The sequence below is a fragment of the Rhodococcus sp. FG69 genome (assembly GCF_057808915.1).
This window is the reverse complement of the sequence record NZ_JBMDIX010000009.1, coordinates 40045-60580: the sequence shown is the minus strand read 5'-3', so window position 1 is coordinate 60580 and position 20536 is coordinate 40045. Positions and strand designations below refer to the sequence as shown.

The window sequence follows — 20536 nt, the reverse complement described above, 5'->3', positions numbered from 1 at the left end:
ATTTGGGAAAGAAGCAATCCACATGGTGAGACTGAAGACGGCATTTCACCTGGTCGGCGGACCTCGGTGTGTATTCGTATCCGGTTCGTTACAGGTCCGTTATGTGGGATGTATCACCTGGAAATTGTGATGCGGGGCACTGAAATCGAGGGCGGTCGACCGGTATCCCGCCCGCCTCGGCGCGCGCCCAGCGGCATGTTCGCTCGCTGTACATGCGATTTGCAATCGGTCGTTGCCGTCGGGTAACTTCGTGTCTTGCAGCGCGGGGTGGAGCAGCTCGGTAGCTCGCTGGGCTCATAACCCAGAGGTCGCAGGTTCAAATCCTGTCCCCGCTACCACTAGTTCGAGGTCGGTACTCTTTCGAGTACCGACCTCGAACTCTTTTGGTAGTCGAACACGTTCGCATGTGCGTACCTGAAGCCCTGAAGCCGCTCCGCGATCCAGAAGATCATCGAGTCACCCGCGCGCCCTCGCGCGAATGACTCGATGATCGGCTCCCAAAAAGCGTCTAGGTGTCGCTTGCAGTTGTATCGGGGGTGTCATCGTCCTCGGGCACGTCGGCTGTCAGGTCGACGGTGTCGCCACCTTCGAGGACGGTCAGCTCCTGCTCGGCCTCCGCGATCAAACCTCTGGCTTCGTCCTTGATCTTCTTCGCCCAATCGGACATTCTGCTGCTCTCCTCCGCGTTGACCGTGTACCTCATTCTCTACCAGGTCGTCCCGGTGAGTGAACGGCGGTCCACTAGAGTTCGCCGAGGACGCGCCGCAGGATCTTTCCCGTCGCGTTGCGGGGAAGTTCGTCGACGAAAACGATGTCCCGAGGCACCTTGTATCTGGCGAGATGTTCCTTGACGTAGGACCGGATTGCATCGGCATCACGGGGCGAACTCGCAGTCGGCACGACGAACGCCTTCAATCTTTGTCCGAATTCCGGATCGGAGTCGCCGAGCACGGCTGCCTCGATGATGTCGGGATGCTCGGCGAGCAGGTTTTCGACCTCCAAGGGATAGACGTTCTCGCCCCCGGATACGATCATGTCATCGTCACGGCCGTCGACGAACAACAAACCATCGGCATCGAAATGTCCCACGTCGCCCGTCGACAGCATCCCGTCGATGCGTTCCTTGTCGCGGCCGTCGGTGTAGCCGGAGAAGCTCAAGCCGCTCGCGACGAAGATGCGTCCTACGGCACCTGCTCCACGGACGGGATTGCCGTCGCTGTCGAACAATTCGACCCGGCAGGTGACAGGTGGCCTGCCTGCAGTTCCGGGTGCGCGTTCGAGGTCCTCGGGTGTGGCTACCGTTGCGACTGCAACCTCGGTGGAGCCGTAGAGATTGTGCAGGACAGGCCCGAATGCTGCGGCTGTTCGGCGGCACAGCTCGGGCGAGATCGCCGAACCGGATGCAAAGAGAATCCGAAGCGAGGATGTGTCGTAGGACGACAGTGTGTCGGCAGGCAAGTCGACTATTCGCTGCAGCATCGTCGGTACCAGCACGAGAGAATCGGCTCGGTACCGCGCTACGAGCTGCATCGTGTTCGCAGGATCGAACTTCCGATGCATCACGACCGTATTGCGCAGAGCGAGCGCCAACGCGAATTGGGACAGACCGGTGCCGTGAAAGATCGGCGCTGACATGATCATCGTCTGGTCACGTCGCAGCGGGACGCGGTCGAGGAACTGAGCCGAAGCGAGCGGTGAGGTATGTTCGCGCGGTGCGCCTTTCGGTGTTCCAGTGGTGCCGCTGGTAAGTAAGACGAAGCCTCCCTGCGACTCGGGAGCCGGGACGGCGTCCATGGAGTTGGCTGCTCGAACATCATCCAGTGGGGTAGCGTCCGGGTTGGGGGACTGAGACCACGCCAGGTACCGCGTGACCTCGGGTGCGAGCGCAGCAGCCACCGCTGAGAACTCCTCGTCGTACACGAACGACCCGATCTGCTCCCGAACAGACACATCGGCCAGTTGTGGCGGAGCGAAGCCGGTGTTCATCATCACGAGCCTGACACCGGCTTTGGCTGCAGCGAGCATTGTCAGCACCAGGCCACGATGATTGCGGGCCATGACTCCCATGACCGATCCGGCGCCGATGCCGTCCTTCGCCCACCCTCGCACCACCGCGTTCGAGTACTGCTCGAGCTCGACGTAGGACAGTGGCCCGAGTTCGTCGACGATCGCCGGTGACGTCACTCCAGCTCTGGCGTTCGCGTGAACCGGCCCCGCGAACGGCCCGTACTTCGCTACCGCGCGCAGTGAGGCGATTCCATGATCGAGCCTCGGGAACGGGACCAGCCCCGCTCTGTTCATCACACGGACGGCAGCGACCCCACCGATGATGTGCGACAACGTGTGGTGGCGCGCCACGTTCTGCTTGACCGACACGATCATCCCCCTACAGATCCCTCGGTACAGCTGCGTGCTCTGCGCCCTGCGTACGCGATCCTAGTTCCCCGTCGACGCGGTCGGGCGGCTTCACAGGTGAACAGTCGTACGGCGGCTATCCGTCGTTTCGTTCGGCCTCCATCAGCCTCCGTCGAAGGTATCTGCGGTCGGGTTCGGACCCGGCCAGTGCGAGTGCTCGTCTGAAGTCGCCGGCGGCCTCGTCGAATCGGTTGCACCGACACAGCAGGTCCGCCCGCGCCGCATGAAACGGGTGATAGCTCTGCAACTGTGGATCGCTCCGCAGCGATTCGAGTAGTTCGAGGCCGACGTGTGGGCCGTCACGCATGGCCACCGCGGCCGCGCGATTCAGCGACACGATCGGCGACGGTGCGATGGTGGCGAGTACCCCGAACAATTCGACGATCTGCGGCCAATCCGTCTCTGCGGCCGTAGGGGCCTCGGCGTGCAGGGAAGCGATCGCGGCTTGCACACCGTAGGGGCCAGGGTTGCCACCGGTGAGAGCGTGGACGACAAGGGCGGACCCCTCGGCGATCATGTCCCGATCCCACAGTCCGCGATCCTGTTCATCGAGCATCAGAACCATCCCGTCGCGGGTACGCGCGGCATGACGCGCGTGGGTCGACAACATGAGTGCGAGAAGCCCCGACGCCTCCCGCTCGTTCGGCAGCAGTGCACGAAGGATTCGGCCGAGGCGAAGCGCCTCTTCGGCGAGATCGAGGCGAATCAGATTCGCGCCGGACGACGCGGAGTACGCCTCGGTGAAGATCGAGTAGACCACCTGCAGCACCCCGGGCAATCGCTGGGGGAGTTCGCCGGTGTCGGGAACTCGAAAGGGAATCCGGGCGTCGCGGATCTTCTTCTTGGCCCGAGAAATTCGTTGAGCGGCAGTCGACGGCGGAATCACGAACGCCCGGGCTACCTCGGCCGTGGTGAGGCCCGCGAGGCAGCGGAGGGTGATCGCCAACCGATCGTCGGACTGCAGGGCAGGGTGCGCGCAGGTGAAGAAGAGTTGGAGTCTCTCGTCCGGAAAGTCCTGTGACGGCTCGTCTGCTGGTGAGACCGGCGCTGTACTGTCTCGCTCGACGTGCAGGATCGCCAGCTTGGCTGCGTAGGACTGATCACGCCGTAGTCGGTCCACGGCCCGACGCCTGGCTGTGGTGAGCAGCCAGGCACCGGGCTTGCGCGGAACGCCGTCGATCGGCCAGTGATGCAGTGCGGCTTCGAGGGCCTCGGACGTGACTTCCTCGGCAAGGTCGAGGTCTCCGTACCGACGGACGAGCGTCGCGAGCAGGCGTCCATGTTCCTCGCGAAACACCGATTCCAAGGATGCGCGCGTGTAGTCGCTCATCGGCGTCGACAGCGTCAGAACTCGGCGATTGGCCGGACCACGACGGAACCGCCGCCGCGCGAGCCTGGGCAGCGAGCCGCCCAGTCGAGGGCTGCGTCGAGATCAGGCACGTCGATGACCTCGAAGCCGCCCAGGACCTCTCGGGTCTCGGCGAAGGGACCGTCGGTGACGCTGCGGGCTCCTGCCGAATCGACCTGGACAGTCGTGGCTGTCGTGAGGTCTGCCAGCGCATGCCCAGTGACCCACACTCCGGCGTCCTGCATCTCCTTGCCGAACTGGACCCAGTCCTCCACGGAGCAGCCGTTGTCGAACTCGGCGCCCGGTGCATTGATCAGCAGCATGTACTTCATGATGGTCTCCCGTATCTCGTGTCCTGTGTGGCTTACATGATGACGACGAATGGGAATGCATGTTTTCGACAGGGCCCGAGGACCTTCTTTCGCCCCATGCACGAAACCCCGCAACCGGGACGGCTACGGGGTCTCGTACATGCAGTTTCGTGCATGGGCAAAAAATCTACTTCAGCTCGGCGGACGTCTTTCCGAGCACTCGTCGAGCGACGATCAGCTGCTGGATCTGCTGGGTGCCCTCGAAGATGTCGAGAATCTTCGAATCGCGGCTCCACTTCTCGAGCAGCAACCGCTCCGAGTAGCCGTAGCTTCCGGCGAGTTCGACGGCCTTGAGGGTGATGTCGGTGGCGGAGCGGCCGGCCTTCGCCTTTGCCATCGAGGCCTGCAGCGAGTTCGGCTCCTTGTTGTCTGCCATCCATGCTGCCCGCAGCGCGAGCAGGTGCGCCGCTTCCCAGTCCGCTTCGAGCCGAAGGAACTCGGCTGCCGCTGCGTGCTGGTTGTATGCGGGAGTGGTGTACGAGATTTCGACCCCGGCCTCGACGAGGATCGAACGCAACTCCTCGAGTGCCGCACGTGCGACGCCGATGGCCATGCCGGCGACGAGCGGACGCGTATTGTCGAACGTCTGCATGACGCCCGCGAATCCCTTTTCGGTGTTCACCTCGGCCGAGCCGAGGAGGTTGTCCTTCGGGATCCGGCAGTCTTCGAGCAGCAATGCCGCCGTGTCCGAGGCCTTGATGCCGAGCTTGTGCTCGAGACGCGCGACGCTGAGGCCTGGAGCGTCACGTGGGACGACGAAAGATTTGATCGCGGCGCGGCCCTTGGACTTGTCGACGCTCGCCCATACGACGATGTGTGTCGATCGCTCGCCCGCAGTGACGTAGATCTTTTCGCCGTTGAGGACCCACTCGTCGCCGTCGAGAACAGCGGTTGTGGTGACTGCCGCGGAGTCGGATCCGAAACTGGGCTCGGTGATGGCCATGGAAGCCCAGACCTTGCCGAAACGCTCCAGCTGTTCGTCGGTGGAGACGGCAGCGATGGCCGAGTTTCCGAGACCCTGGTAGGGGATCGACAGCGTCAGACCGACGTCGCCCCAGCACGTCTCGATGACATTGACGAGAGCGGCCATGTTGCCGCCGTTCGCGTTCGCCGTCTTGCTGGGCTTCTTGGCGTTCTCGCTGTCCTTCTCACGACCGCCCGCTGCGCCACCGACTTCGGTGCCGGCGTCGGACATGCCCTCGACCATCGAGGCCATCGTGTCGAGCTCGACTGGATATTCGTGCTCAGCCAGGTCGTATTTGCGGGAGATGGGGCGAAAGATCTCGGCCGCGACCTGGTGTGCCTGATTCGCTTGCGCCCGAAGCTTCTTGGGTAGTTCGAGATTGATCATGGTTTATCGATTCCTTGGCGGGGTTCTCGAGAAGATGGGGGCGAATCAGATGAGGACGATGCCCTCGGTGACACCGACGGCGCGGAGGTCGCGGTACCAGCGTTCCACGGGGTGTTCCTTGGTGAATCCGTGTCCGCCGAGCAACTGCACGCCGTCGGAACCGATCTGCATGCCCTTCTCGGCCGCGAGGCGTCGCGCGAGCGCGGCTTCGCGGGCGAACGATTTACCCTGTTCGGCGCGTGACGCGCCGCGCAGAGTGACCAGCCGCAAACCGTCCAGTTCGATCGCGATGTTCGCGACCATGAAGGCGACGGCCTGGCGGTTGCTGATGGGTTCTCCGAACGCCTCACGCTCGTTGACGTACGGAATGACGTAGTCGAGGACGGCTTGACCGGTACCGACCGCGAGAGCCGACCAGCCGAGACGTGCGAGGCTGATGGCGTCGGCGTAATCGAGGGCGCGCTGGTCTGCGTCACCGTCGCCGAGAAGCGCGGACTCGGGAACCGCGACATCGGTGAGCACGAGACGACCGAGGCCTGCGGCGCGAAGTCCCATGCTGGGATCGGCTTCGACGACGAGGCCCTTGGTGTCGGACTCGACGATGAAGAACGCCGGGCGGCCTTCCAGTTCGGCAGCCACGATGAACAGCTCGGAACTGCCGGCGGCGGGTACGACGCTCTTGACGCCGTTGAGCTTGAAGCCGCTCGGCGACCGAACCGCCTTCGTCTTCAGAGCGAACGGATCGAACAGAGCACGAGGCTCGTTGACGACGACTGCTGCGTTGGGGACTTTTTCTCCGACGAACGCCGGCAGGTATGTCTTCTGCTGAGCGTCGGTGCCCCACTGGGTGAGAGCTACTGCGACCCCGCTCGGCGCGAGAATCGGGAGCGCAAGACCCATGTCGCCATGGGCAAGGGCTTCGGCGACGAGCGCATTGGTGACGGCGCCGCGTTCGCTTGCCGCACCGTCGAGCTCTTCGGGAACGTTGATGAACGTGATGCCGAGCTCGGCCGAGCGACGGACCAGATCCTCTGGCGACGATGCCGACGCATCTGCGTCGAACGCTGCGGGCCGCAGAATTTCTTCGGCGAACTCTTTGACCGTTTCCACGATCATGCGCTGTTCGTCGTCGGGCGTCAGATCGAAGTAGTCGAGGTTTTTGACGGCCGCATCTTCCAGACGCTTCGGCTTGCCGCCTCCGGTTGCCTTGGCGAATGTGCGATTCGCAGCACCCAAGGTCTTGAAACCGGTTTTGGTGCTCTCGTACGTCACTCGGTCGATTGTCTGACGGAGGTTGTACTTCTCCGCGAGTTCGGATCCGGTGATGGCCGTGAGCACGCGCATAGCGGTGCCGATGGCATCACGCTTGAACGGATTGAGGCCTACTGCGGATGTGTCGCGAGGCGCTCTGCGCTTCGTCTCGATCACACTGTCTTGCTTGCTCATGATCACCAGCTGTTTCTCGGTGTCGGGCTCGGACTTCAACTATCTTACTCTTGAGTAAGTTAGCTGTCTACTCCCCAGTAAGAAGTCCGTCGTACGGCGGGCCTCGCACAGTCGCCGCAGAAATCGCGACAGGTGTGGCAGCATCTGACTCCGTGCCTGTATTAGCCCAGATCTTCGCTGCCGCGGCAGCGATCCTCCATGTCGTCATCTTCGTGTTCGAAAGCGTGGCGTGGAGCAAGCCCTCGGTGTGGAAGCGCTTCGGTGTCGCCAGCCAGGCCGACGCCGACGTAGTCCGGCCGATGGCGTTCAACCAGGGTTTCTACAACCTGTTTCTTGCCGTCGGCATCATTGTCGGACTGATCATCGGCGGCGACGCCGGCGATGCGATCGTCGTCTTCGCGTGTCTCAGCATCGTCGGGGCAGCGTTCGTTCTCGCGACAGGAGGCAGGAAGTATTTCCGCCCTGCCGTCGTGCAGGGAATCACTCCGGCGCTGGCATTGGTGTTCGCGGCGTTCGCCTAGGACGTTGCGGTTACACTGGTTGCAGGCGGCCCAGGACCTCGTCCTGCAAGAAGCCGTTCGTGGCGACCGCACTCCCACCGTGGGGGCCCGAATCCCCGTCGAGCGAGGTGAATCGGCCACCCGCCTCTCGGACGAGAATGTCGAGCGGAGCAAGGTCCCACAGTGAGACCTCGGGTTCGGTCGCGATGTCGAGGGTGCCCTCGGCGAGCAGGCAGTACGAGAAGAAGTCGCCGTACCCGCGCACTCGCCAGACGGCATCGGTCAGATCGATGAATCGGTCGCGGATGTTTCGATCCCGCCATCCGGACAGGCTCGCGAAACTCAGGCTCGCAGACGAGAGCTCGCTCACGGAGGACACCGCGATCGAACGAGACTCGCCACCGTCGTACGACGTCCAGGCGCCGTCGCCCTGCGCTGCCCACCATCTACGGTTCAGTGCCGGCGCGCTGATAACGCCGACCACAGGGACGCCGTCCTCGAGAAGCGCGATCAAGGTTGCCCAGACCGGAACTCCGCGGACGAAATTCTTGGTTCCGTCGATCGGATCGACCACCCACTGACGGCCTTCGAAGACTGCGTCTCCGCCGAATTCCTCGCCCAGAACGGCGTCCCCGGGGCGCTGCGCGGCCAGAATCGACCGGACCTTCTCTTCGACGGCGAGATCCGCGTCGCTGACTGGGCTGAGGTCCGGCTTGTCCGCGACCTTCAAGTCCAGTGCGAGGAAGCGATCCCGGGTGATGTCGTCGGCCTGGTCGGCGATGGACAGGGCGAGTTGCAGGTCGTCGGCGGAGAAAGTCACAGCTCAAGAGTAGGACAGGGTGATGACGGCGCTCTCACCCCGGCGCGAGGTGAGACGCTCTGGTCCGCCGTCCGTGCAACTGCCGGTAACCTTGACTCTCGTGCATCCTGACGTCTCTGCAGACCTGAACGAACTCGACATCACACTCACCACCATCGAGTCTGTTCTCGATGTCGAAGAACTGCGTCGTCGTATCGACGAGCTCGAACATCAGGCGGCGTCCCCCGATCTGTGGAACGACCAGGAACACGCCCAGCAAGTGACCAGTCAGCTCTCTCATGCGCAGGCCGAGCTCCGTCGGGTGGAAGAACTACGTTCTCGTCTAGACGACCTTCCGGTCCTTTACGAACTCGCCGAAGGTGAAGAGGGCGAAGCCGAGACATCGGCCACCGCCGACGCCGATGCCGAACGTGCGTCGCTGCGCGAGGACATTGCCGCGGCCGAGGTGCGCACGCTCCTGTCCGGTGAGTACGACCAGCGTGATGCGCTGGTCAACATCCGTTCCGGCGCCGGCGGCATCGACGCGGCGGACTGGGCCGAAATGTTGATGCGCATGTACATCCGCTGGGCGGAGAAACACGGCTACAGCGTCGAGGTGTACGACACGTCCTACGCCGAGGAAGCAGGCATCAAGAGCGCGACATTCGCTGTCAAAGCGCCGTACACCTACGGAACCTTGTCCGTCGAACAGGGAACCCATCGCCTCGTGCGCATCAGCCCGTTCGACAACCAGGGCCGTCGCCAGACGTCGTTCGCCGAGGTCGAGGTTCTTCCTGTCGTCGAAACGACCGATCACATCGACATTCCCGAGGGTGACATCCGTGTCGACGTCTACCGATCCAGCGGCCCCGGTGGTCAGTCCGTCAACACGACGGACTCCGCGGTTCGCCTGACCCATATCCCGACGGGCATCGTCGTCACCTGCCAGAACGAGAAGTCGCAGCTGCAGAACAAGGTGTCGGCCATGCGCGTTCTGCAGGCCAAGCTGCTCGAGGTGAAGCGCAAGGAAGAACGCGCCGAGATGGACGCCCTCAAAGGCGACGGCGGCAGTTCCTGGGGAAACCAGATGCGTTCCTACGTGCTGCACCCGTACCAGATGGTCAAGGATCTGCGCACCGAATACGAGGTCAACAATCCGTCCTCGGTGCTCGACGGCGACATCGATGGTTTCCTCGAAGCGGGAATTCGTTGGCGTATGCGCGGGGAAGAGTAGAACACATGGTCACAGCACTGTCTCTCGGCCTGCCGGACGACCTGAAGGGTTGGCTGTACGGCAGTGGGCTCGAAATCGTGCTGTACATCCTCGGTGGGATGCTCATGGCGCGTTTCATCAGTTATGTCGGATCGCGTATCACCGCGCGGATCGACTCGAACTATCAGCACAGTGACGCTCTGGTGCGCACCGAAGCCGCCAAACATCGTCATGCTCTCGCCCAGGTGATCACCTGGGTCGCTGTCACGTTGGTGTACGTACTCGTGACGATCGAAGTGTTGCGCCGCTTCGGATTCGCCGCCAGCGGCCTGGTTGCTCCGGCCGCGGTACTCGGCGCAGCGCTGGGCTTCGGTGCGCAACGCATCGTGCAGGACATCCTTGCCGGCTTCTTCATCATTACCGAACGTCAGTACGGCTTCGGTGACGTCGTCCAGATCGCGGTCACCGGTTCGGCCGAGGACGCCGAGGGTACCGTCGAGGACGTAACGCTGCGGGTAACGCGAGTACGCAGCGTCGACGGTGAAGTGATCACCGTTCCCAACGGTCAGATCGTCAAGGTCATCAACCTGTCCAAGGACTGGGCTCGTGCTGTGGTCGATGTTCCGATCCCATCCAGTGCCGACCTGAACCGGGTCAACGAAATCCTCAGGAGTGTCGGTCACGACGCTTTCGAGGATCCACAGATTCGCCCACTGCTGCTGGACGAGCCGACCGTGATGGGCGTCGAAAGCATCGAGGTCGACGTGGTGAATGTGCGGCTCGTGGCACGGACCCTGCCGGGCAAGCAATTTCACGTGGGCCGCGATCTGCGTGTTCGTGTCGCAGCGGCTCTGCGCCCCGAGGGAATCAGCGTCAGCCCTGATCTGTCCACAGCAGGTGTCGCTCCGGAAAGCGCGTCGTCCGACCGGGAGGCCGAGCGATGACCGAACACGGCGGCGGTACAGACGGCACTGATCGGCCGTCGCGCAGCTGGAAGATTCCACCCAGGATCTACGGGCGAGTCCGAACGTCGACGGTGGCGCTCGGTGTCTGCTTCGTCCTCACTGCTCTTCTGTACGGCCAGGTCCGACCCGAACCTGCTTCGGAACAGGTCGGTCCTCAACCGATCGACACGAGCCAGTACAGCGGAGTTCAGCCCAACTATCAGTCCGAATACACCGAACCCTCGACGACGACTCCACCGAGCTCGACCGTCGATCCCTCTGTCACCGAGGACCCGTCGAACACCGGGGCAACCTCGGGGGAGCCCGGATTCTCCGGTGAGTCGACGACGGGCGAGGCCGGTACGCAGGATCCGACATACCTACCCGGTCTGACCGTGCCGCCGGAGCTTCGGTCGTTGTTGCCGTCAGCACCGAGTGCAACCGCAAACCCGTAGGTTTACACAGGCAACACACATGTTGCCCCGGTCGGTTACCGACAGGTAGGGGCTACACTGGCGACCCGTGATCAGCACCTCGAATCTCTCCAAGTCCTACAAGACGTCGACCAGACCAGCTCTGGACGACGTGACGGTCTCGGTGGAAAAAGGGGACTTCGTCTTCCTCATCGGCCCGTCGGGTTCGGGGAAGTCGACCTTCATGCGACTTCTCCTCAAGGAGGAAACACCGACCTCGGGTGACATTCATGTCGCTGACTTTCACGTGAACCGCCTTTCGTCGCGGCGTGTACCCAAGCTGCGGCAGTCCATGGGGTGTGTGTTCCAGGACTTCCGATTGCTGCAGCAGAAGACCGTGGTCGAGAATGTCGCGTTTGCTCTCGAGGTGATCGGAAAGCCTCGCTCGATGATCAAACGAACGGTGCCCGAGGTGCTGGATCTGGTCGGGCTCGGCGGAAAGTCGGATCGCCTCCCGACCGAGCTTTCCGGGGGTGAGCAGCAGCGGGTCGCGATCGCCCGGGCGTTCGTCAACAGGCCTCTTGTGTTGCTTGCGGACGAGCCGACCGGAAACCTAGACCCGGATACGAGCCAGGACATCATGATGTTGCTCGAACGCATCAACCGGACCGGAACGACGGTTCTGATGGCAACGCACGACAACCACATCGTCGACTCGATGCGTCGCCGGGTCATCGAACTCGACAACGGGCGCGTGGTGCGCGACGAAGCCCGTGGGGTCTACGGCGTCGGCAGGTAGAAGCCCGTGCACTCTGTGCCGATTGCCGAACGATCAGACTTTCCAAGACCGTAGACACCGAAGGGCCCGGATCAACCGATGCGCGCAAGTTTCATCTTCAGCGAAGTTCTGACCGGACTACGCCGCAACATCACCATGACCATCGCCATGATCCTGACGACCGCGATATCGCTCGGTCTGTTCGGTGGCGGGCTGCTGGTCGTCCAGATGGCGGGCAAGACACAGCAGATCTTCCTCGACCGGGTCGAGGTGCAGATCTTCCTCACCGACGACGTCTCGGCGACCGACCCCGACTGCGCCGCGGAGACGTGCGCGACCCTGCGTCGCGAACTCGACCAGACGCCGGCGGTCGTGTCCGTCGAGTACTTGAACCGTGACGACGCGGTGAAAGACGCAACCGAACGAGTATTCAAGGATCAACCCGAGCTTGCCGAACTCGTCAGCCCGGACAGCTTCCCGGCATCGTTCAAGGTGAAACTGAGTGACCCCGAGCGGTTCGGTGTCATCAACGACAACTTCGCTGGTCAACCGGGTGTACAGAGCGTCCTGAACCAACGAGATCTCGTCGAGCGCTTGTTCAGCGTTCTCAACGGTGTTCGCAACGCCGCCTTCGCCATAGCAATAGTGCAGGCGATCGCGGCTGTACTGCTGATCGCCAACATGGTGCAGATCGCGGCGTTCACCAGGCGTACCGAGGTCGGGATCATGCGACTGGTCGGCGCAACTCGGTGGTACACGCAGTTGCCGTTCTTGCTCGAAGCCGTGGTCGCTGCACTCATCGGCTCAGCACTCGCCATCGCCGGATTGTTCACAGCGAAGAACCTGTTCATCGACGATGTGCTCTCGGAGGTGTACGACGCGAACATTCTGGCGCGTATATCCAACAGTGACGTGTTGCTCGTCTCGCCGTTCCTCGCACTCGTCGGCATCGGGATGGCGGCGGTCACCGCGTACATCACGCTGCGGCTCTACGTCCGCGAATAGATGGTGCAGGCGGTTTGTCGCCGGGGAAGAAATTCGATTGCGCGGCAGTTCTATGCTGGAGCGGTTGCGCGATGGGCGCGCACGCGAAGTAACGGCGCTCGAGAAAGGGCCCTGAAGTGAGAGAAAAGGGCCGCAAGGCCATCGCGACCAACCGCAAAGCGCGGCACCACTACTCGATTCTGGATGTCTACGAGGCAGGTATCGCACTCGTCGGAACCGAAGTGAAGAGTCTCCGCGATGGCCAAGCCTCGCTCGCCGACTCGTTCGCCACGGTCGACGACGGCGAGATCTGGCTTCGTGGTCTGCACATCCCCGAGTACACGCAGGGGAGCTGGACCAACCACGCACCGCGTCGTACTCGAAAGCTGTTGCTGCACAAGCGTGAGATCGAGCGTCTGGTCGGCAAGACGAAAGAAGGATCGCTGACTCTCGTGCCGTTGTCGATGTACTTCTCCGACGGCAAGGTCAAGGTCGAGCTTGCGCTCGCCAAGGGAAAGCAAGACTACGACAAGCGGCAGGACCTCGCTCGTCGCACAGCCGAGCGCGAGGTGACACGCGAGCTCGGGCGTCGTATCAAGGGCATGCGCTGACCGCAATCGTGCTGGCGCTCGTCGCCGCGTTCGGCTACGGCGTCAGTGATTTCGTCGGAGGTGTCGCCTCTCGCCGAGTAGCCGCCCTCAGGGTCGTCATCGTCTCTTATCCTTTCTCGCTTCTGCTGGTGCTGCTGATCGCGCCGTTCGTCAGTGGGTCGATATCGCTCGAGCCCATTCTGTGGGGACTCGCATCCGGTGTCGCGGGTGGTGTCGCGGTGTGGTGGTTCTACGTGGCGCTGGCCTCGGGTCCGATGTCTGTCGTATCCCCGTTGACGGCAGTGCTGGTGGCAGGTATCCCTGTCGTTGCAGGGTTCGCCCTCGGCGAGCGCCCCGGCGTACTTGCGTTCGCAGGAATCGCATTGGCGTTGATTGCCGTTGTGCTGGTCAGCAAGGAGTCGCCCGACAAGGCTGCCGGTGAGGTCGCAGGCGGCCGCGAGTTGAAGTTCACCAGGACCGTGGCGTGGTTGACCGTCGGATCCGGTGTCACATTCGCGGTGGCTTTCATCTGCCTGCATCAGATCGGCGACGGATCGGGGCTGTGGCCACTCGCCGCCTCACGGGCGTCCGCGACGGCGGTGGTGTGGTGCGTCGCGCTCGCGTCCGGGCACTTCTCGGCACCGCACGGCAGCGTACTGAAGCTGTGCGCATTCGTCGGAACGCTCGACGTGGTCGCAAACGCAGCCTTGTTGTACGCCTATCAGGGCGGTCTACTGTCCTTGGTCAGCGTGATCGCGTCCTTGTATCCTGCTGCGACCGTGATGTTGGCGATGGTCATGCTGGGGGAACGTGTGTCCCGCCTCCAGCAAGCAGGTATGGTCCTGGCCCTCGGGGCGGTAGGTCTGATCGCGCTGGCGTGAGACGTACCGCTGGATTGAATCGGCCACGGTGGGGTATCGATACAGGATGACCGCCAACAGCAATGCTGACGCCCCTCGTCGTGTGCTCGTCACCGGAGCTACTGGCTATCTCGGTGGCCGTCTGGCTCCGAGGCTGCTGGACGCCGGGTACACGGTGCGAGTGCTCGCACGTAATCCCGACAAGCTGGACGGCGTTCCTTGGGCGACCGACGTCGAGGTCGCGCGCGGGGATCTCGGAGATCGTGATTCGTTGAAAAGGGCGTTCGCCGACGTCGACGTCGTCTACTACCTCGTGCATTCGATGGGTTCGGACGGGCACGACGATTTCGCGAAGACGGAGCGGGAGAGCGCCCAGAACGTCGCAGCGGTTGCTGCCGAGGTGGGAGTGTCACGGATCGTGTATCTCGGTGGCCTACACCCCGAATCCGGCGAGCTGTCCGAGCACCTCGAGTCGAGGGCGGAGGTGGGGCGCATTCTGATCGACTCCGATGTGCCGACGTTGGTGCTGCAGGCAGGCGTCGTCATCGGCGCAGGCTCAGCGTCGTTCGAGATGATCCGCCACCTGACCAACCGGCTTCCGGTCATGACGACTCCACGCTGGGTGCACAACAAGATTCAGCCGATCGCTGTGCGCGACATCCTTCACTATCTGATCGGTGCCGCCGAGGCCGACCTTCCAGAGAGCCGGACATACGACGTCGGCGGTCCGGACGTGATGGAGTACGGCGAGATGATGAACACCTATGCCGACGTCGCGGGGTTGCGTAAGCGTCGGATGGTCGTCCTACCGGTACTTACCCCACGCCTGGCGGGCCACTGGATCGGGTTGGTGACGCCGATTCCTCGTGGGCTCGCGATGCCGCTCATCGAGTCACTGCAATACGACGCGGTGGCGCACGAGACCGACATCGACTCGATCGTGGATCGCCCGGATGGGGGACTGACTCCGTATCGCGACTCGGTTCGACTGGCCCTGCGATCCATCGACGAGGGTGAACCCGAATCGAACTGGTCCCAGACCGCGACCGCTCCGTCCGATCCACTGCCCTCGGATCCGGACTGGGCCGGCGAGGTCGTCTACACCGACGTGCGCAGTGTCTATCTCGGTAGTGGACCCGAAGAGATTTCACGACGGCTGCGCAGTGCCGTCGAAGCCCGCGACTCCAAGAACTGGCGAATCGAGAACACCGAAGCCTCGGCCACAGGTGATGCGGAGCCGGACTATTCGAGTGTGGTGAGGTTGCGGTCGACCGCTGCGTTGCCCGGCAACGCGTGGTTGCAGTACACCGTCGGCTCGGCAGGCGGTGGAACGCGCCTCGAACAGCGAATCGACTTCTTTCCACGCGGGCTGGCCGGTCGAGCGTTCTGGTATGGATCGCTGCCTGCGCGAAAAGTGGCGGCCGGCCGCCTCCTGCAGGGCGTCGTAGCCGAAGTCGACCGTGCATAGAACACGCACCGAATAACGGGATGATTCTGCGCGGCGGACGCGTTACACTGACAAGCCCCGGCAAAGTGCTGGGGAACATACGGGGCTGAACGGTTTCGACTTTGTATGTTGAGTCAGGGGAAGCGTGTCGGTGCAGGCGAGAGACCACCGTAAGCGTCATCGCAAACATATAAGCGCCGATTCCAATCAGCGCGACTACGCACTCGCTGCCTAAGTAGCGACTGCGTGTCTGTCAGTCCGGGCTCGCCCTCGGTCCGGGTACTGGCATCAGCTAGAGGGCTTACCGATTCACTCGGCCACGGAGTGATGAGGAACATCAAACAGTGGCTGGGATCGTCATCCTGGCTTGTTTGCGAGATCAGGAGATCCAAGTAGAGGCATAGCAGACTGCACACGGAGAAGCCCTGGCGATTCAGCAGAGGACCCGGGTTCGATTCCCGGCAGCTCCACGAAAAGCCGGGTCGGCACAGAGAATGTGTCGGCCCGGCTTTTTCATGCCCCCGGCTTTTTCATGCCCCCTCTTTTCCATGCCCCGGAATGTCGGTTGGAGCCCGGGTGCGCTCACGGTCCGGCGCCGAGCCAACTACGCTTGAACGCGGCGGTATCGGGCAAGGAGAAGGAGGCGCATCGTGGCGCACGATAGAGCTGGAACGGTTGCATTGCCGGAGGATCTCGTCGATGTCGCGCAGTTGGTCACGGCCTACTATTCGCGTACTCCCGACGTGTCCGATCCGAGCCAGCAAGTGGTCTTCGGTACCTCGGGTCACCGCGGTTCCAGCGAGGACTCCGCCTTCAACGAGGGGCACATTCTCGCGACAACCCAGGCGATCGTCGAGTACCGCGCCGAGCAGGGGATCACCGGTCCGTTGTTCATCGGCCGCGACACTCACGCGTTGTCCGAGCCAGCGTGGACCACAGCCTTGGAAGTACTGGCTGCCCACGGAGTGACCGTGCTCGTCGATTCCGGGGGCCGGTACACACCGACTCCTGCAGTGAGCCATGCCATTCTGCGCTACAACTCGTCCGGCAACGCGGCACGCGCGGACGGAATCGTGGTCACTCCGTCGCACAATCCGCCGCGTGACGGTGGATTCAAGTACAACCCGCCGCACGGCGGGCCCGCGGACAGCGACGCGACGTCCGTCATCGCTGCGCGCGCGAACGAGCTACTCCGCAACGGTCTGTCCGAGGTGAAGCGCGTGTCGCTGGCTCGAGCGCTCGCGACCACCGTGGACAAGTACGACTACCTCGGTACGTATGTGGACGATCTTCCCAACGTCGTCGATCTCGATGCAATCCGCGCTGCGGGCGTGCGCATCGGCGCCGATCCACTCGGCGGCGCAAGCGTCGACTATTGGGACGCGATCGCCGAACGGCACAACCTGGATCTGACCGTCGTCAACCCGCTCGTCGATGCCACCTTCCGATTCATGACGCTCGACACCGACGGCAAGATTCGGATGGACTGCTCCTCACCCAATGCGATGGCTTCACTCATCGAGGCTCGCAATTCGTACGACATCGCAACCGGAAACGATGCCGACTCCGATCGCCACGGCATCGTCACGCCCGATGGTGGACTGATGAACCCGAACCACTTCTTGGCCGTCGCGATCGACTACCTGTTCACCCACCGATCAGGTTGGTCACCGACGACCAAGGTCGGCAAGACACTGGTGTCCTCCTCGATGATCGACAGGGTCGTCGCCGGACTCGGCCGTCGACTCCTGGAAGTTCCGGTCGGATTCAAATGGTTCGTACCAGGCTTGCTCGACGGCGACCTCGGCTTCGGGGGTGAGGAGAGCGCGGGAGCGTCGTTCCTGCGCACCGACGGTCGTGTCTGGACGACGGACAAGGACGGGATCATCATGGCGCTCTTGGCCTCCGAGATCACCGCAGTGACGGGCAAGACGCCGTCGCAGCGCTACGGAGAGTTCGCCGCCGAGTTCGGCAGTCCGGCGTATGCGCGCGTAGATGCACCAGCCTCGCGGGAACAGAAAGCGATTCTCGCGAAGCTCTCACCCGAACAGGTCGACGCCACCGATCTCGCCGGCGAAAAGATCACCGCGACATTGACTTCCGCTCCGGGCAACGGTGCAGCGATAGGTGGTCTCAAGGTCACCACGGAGAATGCGTGGTTTGCGGCTCGTCCCTCCGGCACGGAAGACGTGTACAAGATCTACGCCGAGTCCTTCCTCGGGGAGGAGCATCTGGCGAAGGTGCAGGCCGCTGCCCGAGAATTGGTGTCTCAGGCACTGAAGGAATCGTGACGAAAGCCCCCTCGTCCGCTCGGAACACCCCCGCATTGCCCTCGGAGATCTGGGTACTGATCTCGGCCAGTTTCGTCATTGCTCTCGGCTTCGGCATCGTCTCGCCTGTGTTGCCTCAATTCGCGACCGAGTTCGGAGTAGGAGTCTTCGCGGCATCTGCGGTGATCAGCACATTCGCAATGATGCGGTTGTTGTTCGCCCCCGCCAGTGGATCCCTCGTGCAGAAACTGGGCGAGCGACCGGTGTACCTGTCGGGGTTGCTGATCGTCGCGTTGTCGACCGGAGCCTGTGCGTTCGCCCAAACGTATTGGCAACTGCTGGTATTCCGAGGTCTCGGCGGCATCGGCTCGACCATGTTCTCGGTATCGGCGTTGGGCCTTCTGATTCGGATGAGTCCGAACCACAGTCGAGGCCGCGTATCGGGCCTGTACGCGACGAGCTTTCTCCTGGGGTCGATCGGCGGACCTCTCCTCGGGGGAGCGGTGGTCGGCCTGGGGCTTCGTGCGCCCTTCATCATCTATGCGGTGGCTCTCGTCATCGCCGCCGCCGTCGTGTTCTTCAGCCTCGGCGACATGAAGGAACTCGAGACGAGCAAGGATTCGTCGATTCCCGTGTTGACCCTGCGGTCGGCTCTGCGCGTGCCGGCATACCGGGCGGCACTCGCGTCGAACCTTGCGACGGGATGGGTGGTGTTCGGCGTTCGCGTCGCGTTGATCCCACTCTTCGTTATTGCCATGCTGGAGCGATCGGCGGCGGTGGCAGCAGTGTCGTTGGCGGTCTTCGCCGTCGGAAATGCGCTTGTTCTGACGACGTCGGGACGCTTGTCCGATACGCGAGGCAGAAAACCGTTCGTTGTCTCCGGACTCGTCGTCTCCGGTATCTTCACCGCCGCCATCGGCTTGACCGAGGACGTCGTGTTGTTCATGATCTTCTCGTTTCTGGCAGGGGTCGGATCGGGACTGATGACTCCCGCGCAGCAAGCATCGATCGCCGACGTCATCGGGTCGAAGGCGCGCGGCGGCCCGGTGCTCTCCACGTTCCAGATGTCCGCCGACGTCGGCGCGATACTCGGTCCGGTCATAGCGGGCGCGATCGTCGAGGCCTATTCGTACGGCACCGCATTCGTGACGTCGGGATTGATTCTGCTGCTGGCCGCGGCGTGGTGGATTGTCGTCCCCGACACGACGGACAGGAAACACGAGCACGAACCGCAATAGTGAGACGGCCGAAAATCTTCCTTTCGTATCATGAGCAGTGTGAGCCAAAACAGAACCTCCGGCGCGAAGTACACACCCCGGCCGACGTCGAACACATTCACCTACGTACTCGCGGGAATCGCCCTTGTCGTGGTGGTAGTCGTCGTGGTTGTCGCCATCCTGTGGCAGCGAGGTGGAAACGAACCTCGCAACGACGGATATGGCTCCGTCAACAATCCTGCCGTAGGTTTGTCTGTGCTCGACGACGGCGTTGTGCAGCTCGGTGTCCAGGGCGCGCCCAATACGATCGACATATTCGAAGACCCCATGTGTCCGTTCTGTGGTGAGCTCGAGGTGAAACACGGCCAAGAACTCGCCCAGAAGATCGACGAGGGAGCGGTCACCGTTCGCTACCACATGGTCGTTTTGCCTCAGCTGAACCAAGCTTCCGCCAGTGGGAACTACTCGAGCAGGGCGGTGGCAGCATCGCAGTGCGTCGCAGAGTCCGGGGATGCCATCGTCTATTCGGCATTCCACGCGACCTTGTTCTCGGTCGAATTTCAACCGGAGGAAAACGGCGACGCCGACCACACGGACTCGGATCTTGCGGACATGGCCGAACGAAGCGGTGCCGACGACTCCGTGACCGAATGCATCACCTCGGGTGAGCAAGCCGACGCCGCAGCAGCCGATGCCGAGACAGCGCGCACGGCGCTGGCGACCGCCGGGGCTGCAGGGACTCCCGGCGTCCTCGTCGACGGACAGATCGTCGACGCTCTCAGCGACTCTTCGTGGGTCGAATCGATCGGCTGATCGAACCAATACAAGCCCGAGCTGGACCAGGGGATTTGTAGCTGCAACCGGCGATGGTGTAACTTCGTTCGAGCAACCGCAAGGTAATGCGGAAGTGAAGTACGGGGCTATGGCGCAGCTGGTAGCGCACCACACTGGCAGTGTGGGGGTCAGGGGTTCGAGTCCCCTTAGCTCCACAGAACGAGAGAAAAAGGGAGTCACCGGATGGTGGCTCCCTTTTTCTATGGTCGATCGTGCACCGAAGCAGATTCAGTGCGCGGCGTCGAATGCCTGCTCCACGTCTGCTGGAATGCGGCCTCGCGCGGAAATGTTGTATCCGTTCGCTTTCGCCCATTCTCGAATGGCCTTCGTCTGGTTCGCGTCCCGTTTGGATCCAGCGGCCGAGGCGCCTGCCGACTTCTTGGTTCGCTTGCCTCCGATACGTGCCGAATGTTCGATGTAGTAGTTCAGCTTGCGGTGGAATTCCTTGGCGTTCTTGTCACTGAGGTCGATTTCATAGCTGGTGCCATTGACTGAAAAGGTTATGTGCTCGCCGCCCGAATCGATCGGCTTGTCGTCGATATCGTCGACGAGTTGGACGTAGACTTTCTTGGCCATTGTGCAGTTCTCCAATGATTATTTCGGGTTTGTCCGCATCGAACTCTTCGCGACTATACGACTGCTTCCTGGAATTATCCATGTGAGCCGGTTCGAGCGTGGCCGATTTCGCCCGTCCGACCGATTCATTTAGTTGTAGCCGAAAGAAAGGACGGTATTGCGGCACCGAACAATGTGCAG

Annotated in this window: 20 protein-coding genes, 2 tRNA genes and 1 other RNA gene; 15 read left to right on the top strand and 8 right to left on the bottom strand. The window is 62.5% G+C overall.

Translation table 11 applies throughout. The annotated features are described in order from the left end of the window. Positions 1 to 261: 261 nt before the first annotated feature. Positions 262 to 338, top strand: a tRNA-Met gene (locus ACODSO_RS09305). A 170-nt stretch (positions 339 to 508) separates the two neighbouring features. On the opposite strand, the gene ACODSO_RS09300 is transcribed toward ACODSO_RS09305, so the two are convergent. From ACODSO_RS09300 to ACODSO_RS09275, 6 genes are all read right to left on the bottom strand, one after another. Next, positions 509 to 667: a hypothetical protein gene (locus tag ACODSO_RS09300; RefSeq protein WP_197480558.1), complete on the bottom strand. Its 159-nt coding sequence runs from the start codon at positions 665 to 667 to the stop codon at positions 509 to 511. Positions 668 to 741: 74 nt separating this feature from the next. Further along, on the bottom strand, positions 742 to 2301 hold the full coding sequence (locus tag ACODSO_RS09295) for an acyl-CoA synthetase (protein ID WP_231912321.1): 1560 nt from the start codon (positions 2299 to 2301) through the stop codon (positions 742 to 744). 190 nt (positions 2302 to 2491) lie between these two features. Continuing rightward, positions 2492 to 3745, bottom strand: coding sequence for an RNA polymerase sigma factor (locus tag ACODSO_RS09290; RefSeq protein ID WP_489036609.1), 1254 nt, complete (start codon positions 3743 to 3745; stop codon positions 2492 to 2494). Between the two features lie 14 nt (positions 3746 to 3759). Continuing rightward, positions 3760 to 4095 carry a YciI family protein gene (locus ACODSO_RS09285; protein WP_489036607.1) on the bottom strand — a complete coding sequence of 112 codons (336 nt, stop codon included), beginning with the start codon at positions 4093 to 4095 and terminating at the stop codon, positions 3760 to 3762. Positions 4096 to 4261: 166 nt separating this feature from the next. After that, positions 4262 to 5485, bottom strand: a complete 1224-nt coding sequence (locus ACODSO_RS09280; protein ID WP_068368833.1) for an acyl-CoA dehydrogenase family protein — start codon at positions 5483 to 5485, stop codon at positions 4262 to 4264. A 45-nt stretch (positions 5486 to 5530) separates the two neighbouring features. Then, the gene (locus ACODSO_RS09275) at positions 5531 to 6937 is read right to left on the bottom strand and encodes an acyl-CoA dehydrogenase family protein (RefSeq protein WP_489036717.1); all 1407 of its coding nucleotides are present in this window, start codon (positions 6935 to 6937) and stop codon (positions 5531 to 5533) included. Between the two features lie 146 nt (positions 6938 to 7083). On the opposite strand from ACODSO_RS09275, the gene ACODSO_RS09270 reads away from it, so the two are divergent. After that, positions 7084 to 7452, top strand: coding sequence for a DUF1304 domain-containing protein (locus ACODSO_RS09270; protein WP_489036605.1), 369 nt, complete (start codon positions 7084 to 7086; stop codon positions 7450 to 7452). Positions 7453 to 7462: 10 nt separating this feature from the next. On the opposite strand, the gene hisN is transcribed toward ACODSO_RS09270, so the two are convergent. Continuing rightward, positions 7463 to 8251 (bottom strand): histidinol-phosphatase, encoded by a 789-nt coding sequence (hisN, locus tag ACODSO_RS09265; protein WP_489036603.1) that lies wholly within the window; start codon positions 8249 to 8251, stop codon positions 7463 to 7465. Between the two features lie 100 nt (positions 8252 to 8351). Between hisN and prfB the strand changes: the two genes are divergently transcribed. From prfB to ACODSO_RS09200, 13 genes are all read left to right on the top strand, one after another. Continuing rightward, the gene (gene prfB, locus ACODSO_RS09260; RefSeq protein ID WP_068368865.1) at positions 8352 to 9464 is read left to right on the top strand and encodes a peptide chain release factor 2; all 1113 of its coding nucleotides are present in this window, start codon (positions 8352 to 8354) and stop codon (positions 9462 to 9464) included. Between the two features lie 5 nt (positions 9465 to 9469). Beyond that, positions 9470 to 10387: a mechanosensitive ion channel family protein gene (locus ACODSO_RS09255; RefSeq protein WP_489036602.1), complete on the top strand. Its 918-nt coding sequence runs from the start codon at positions 9470 to 9472 to the stop codon at positions 10385 to 10387. Next, positions 10384 to 10842 carry an Rv3103c transmembrane domain-containing protein gene (locus ACODSO_RS09250; RefSeq protein ID WP_489036600.1) on the top strand — a complete coding sequence of 153 codons (459 nt, stop codon included), beginning with the start codon at positions 10384 to 10386 and terminating at the stop codon, positions 10840 to 10842. Before ACODSO_RS09255 ends, ACODSO_RS09250 begins: the two co-directional genes overlap by 4 nt. A gap of 67 nt (positions 10843 to 10909) precedes the next feature. Next, entirely contained in the window at positions 10910 to 11599 is a 690-nt protein-coding gene (gene ftsE / locus ACODSO_RS09245; RefSeq protein ID WP_338892939.1) for a cell division ATP-binding protein FtsE, read from the top strand. Positions 11600 to 11677: 78 nt separating this feature from the next. Continuing rightward, positions 11678 to 12583, top strand: coding sequence for a permease-like cell division protein FtsX (ftsX, locus tag ACODSO_RS09240; protein ID WP_489036598.1), 906 nt, complete (start codon positions 11678 to 11680; stop codon positions 12581 to 12583). A 116-nt stretch (positions 12584 to 12699) separates the two neighbouring features. Then, positions 12700 to 13173, top strand: a complete 474-nt coding sequence (gene smpB, locus ACODSO_RS09235; RefSeq protein WP_068368872.1) for an SsrA-binding protein SmpB — start codon at positions 12700 to 12702, stop codon at positions 13171 to 13173. Further along, the gene (locus tag ACODSO_RS09230; protein WP_489036715.1) at positions 13170 to 14033 is read left to right on the top strand and encodes a DMT family transporter; all 864 of its coding nucleotides are present in this window, start codon (positions 13170 to 13172) and stop codon (positions 14031 to 14033) included. The genes smpB and ACODSO_RS09230 overlap by 4 nt, the downstream gene beginning before the upstream one ends. 46 nt (positions 14034 to 14079) lie before the next feature. Then, positions 14080 to 15480, top strand: a complete 1401-nt coding sequence (locus tag ACODSO_RS09225) for an NAD(P)H-binding protein (RefSeq protein ID WP_489036596.1) — start codon at positions 14080 to 14082, stop codon at positions 15478 to 15480. Between the two features lie 81 nt (positions 15481 to 15561). Beyond that, positions 15562 to 15932, top strand: a transfer-messenger RNA (tmRNA) gene (gene ssrA / locus ACODSO_RS09220). Between the two features lie 177 nt (positions 15933 to 16109). Next, entirely contained in the window at positions 16110 to 17750 is a 1641-nt protein-coding gene (gene pgm, locus ACODSO_RS09215) for a phosphoglucomutase (alpha-D-glucose-1,6-bisphosphate-dependent) (protein ID WP_489036595.1), read from the top strand. After that, the gene (locus ACODSO_RS09210; protein WP_489036594.1) at positions 17747 to 18967 is read left to right on the top strand and encodes an MFS transporter; all 1221 of its coding nucleotides are present in this window, start codon (positions 17747 to 17749) and stop codon (positions 18965 to 18967) included. The genes pgm and ACODSO_RS09210 overlap by 4 nt, the downstream gene beginning before the upstream one ends. Positions 18968 to 19006: 39 nt before the next feature. Continuing rightward, entirely contained in the window at positions 19007 to 19759 is a 753-nt protein-coding gene (locus tag ACODSO_RS09205) for a DsbA family protein (protein ID WP_489036593.1), read from the top strand. 103 nt (positions 19760 to 19862) lie between these two features. Continuing rightward, positions 19863 to 19935 (top strand) — tRNA-Ala (locus ACODSO_RS09200). A gap of 73 nt (positions 19936 to 20008) precedes the next feature. Here the strand turns inward: ACODSO_RS09200 and ACODSO_RS09195 are convergent. Then, the gene (locus tag ACODSO_RS09195; protein ID WP_489036592.1) at positions 20009 to 20356 is read right to left on the bottom strand and encodes a histone-like nucleoid-structuring protein Lsr2; all 348 of its coding nucleotides are present in this window, start codon (positions 20354 to 20356) and stop codon (positions 20009 to 20011) included. Positions 20357 to 20536 lie beyond the last annotated feature (180 nt).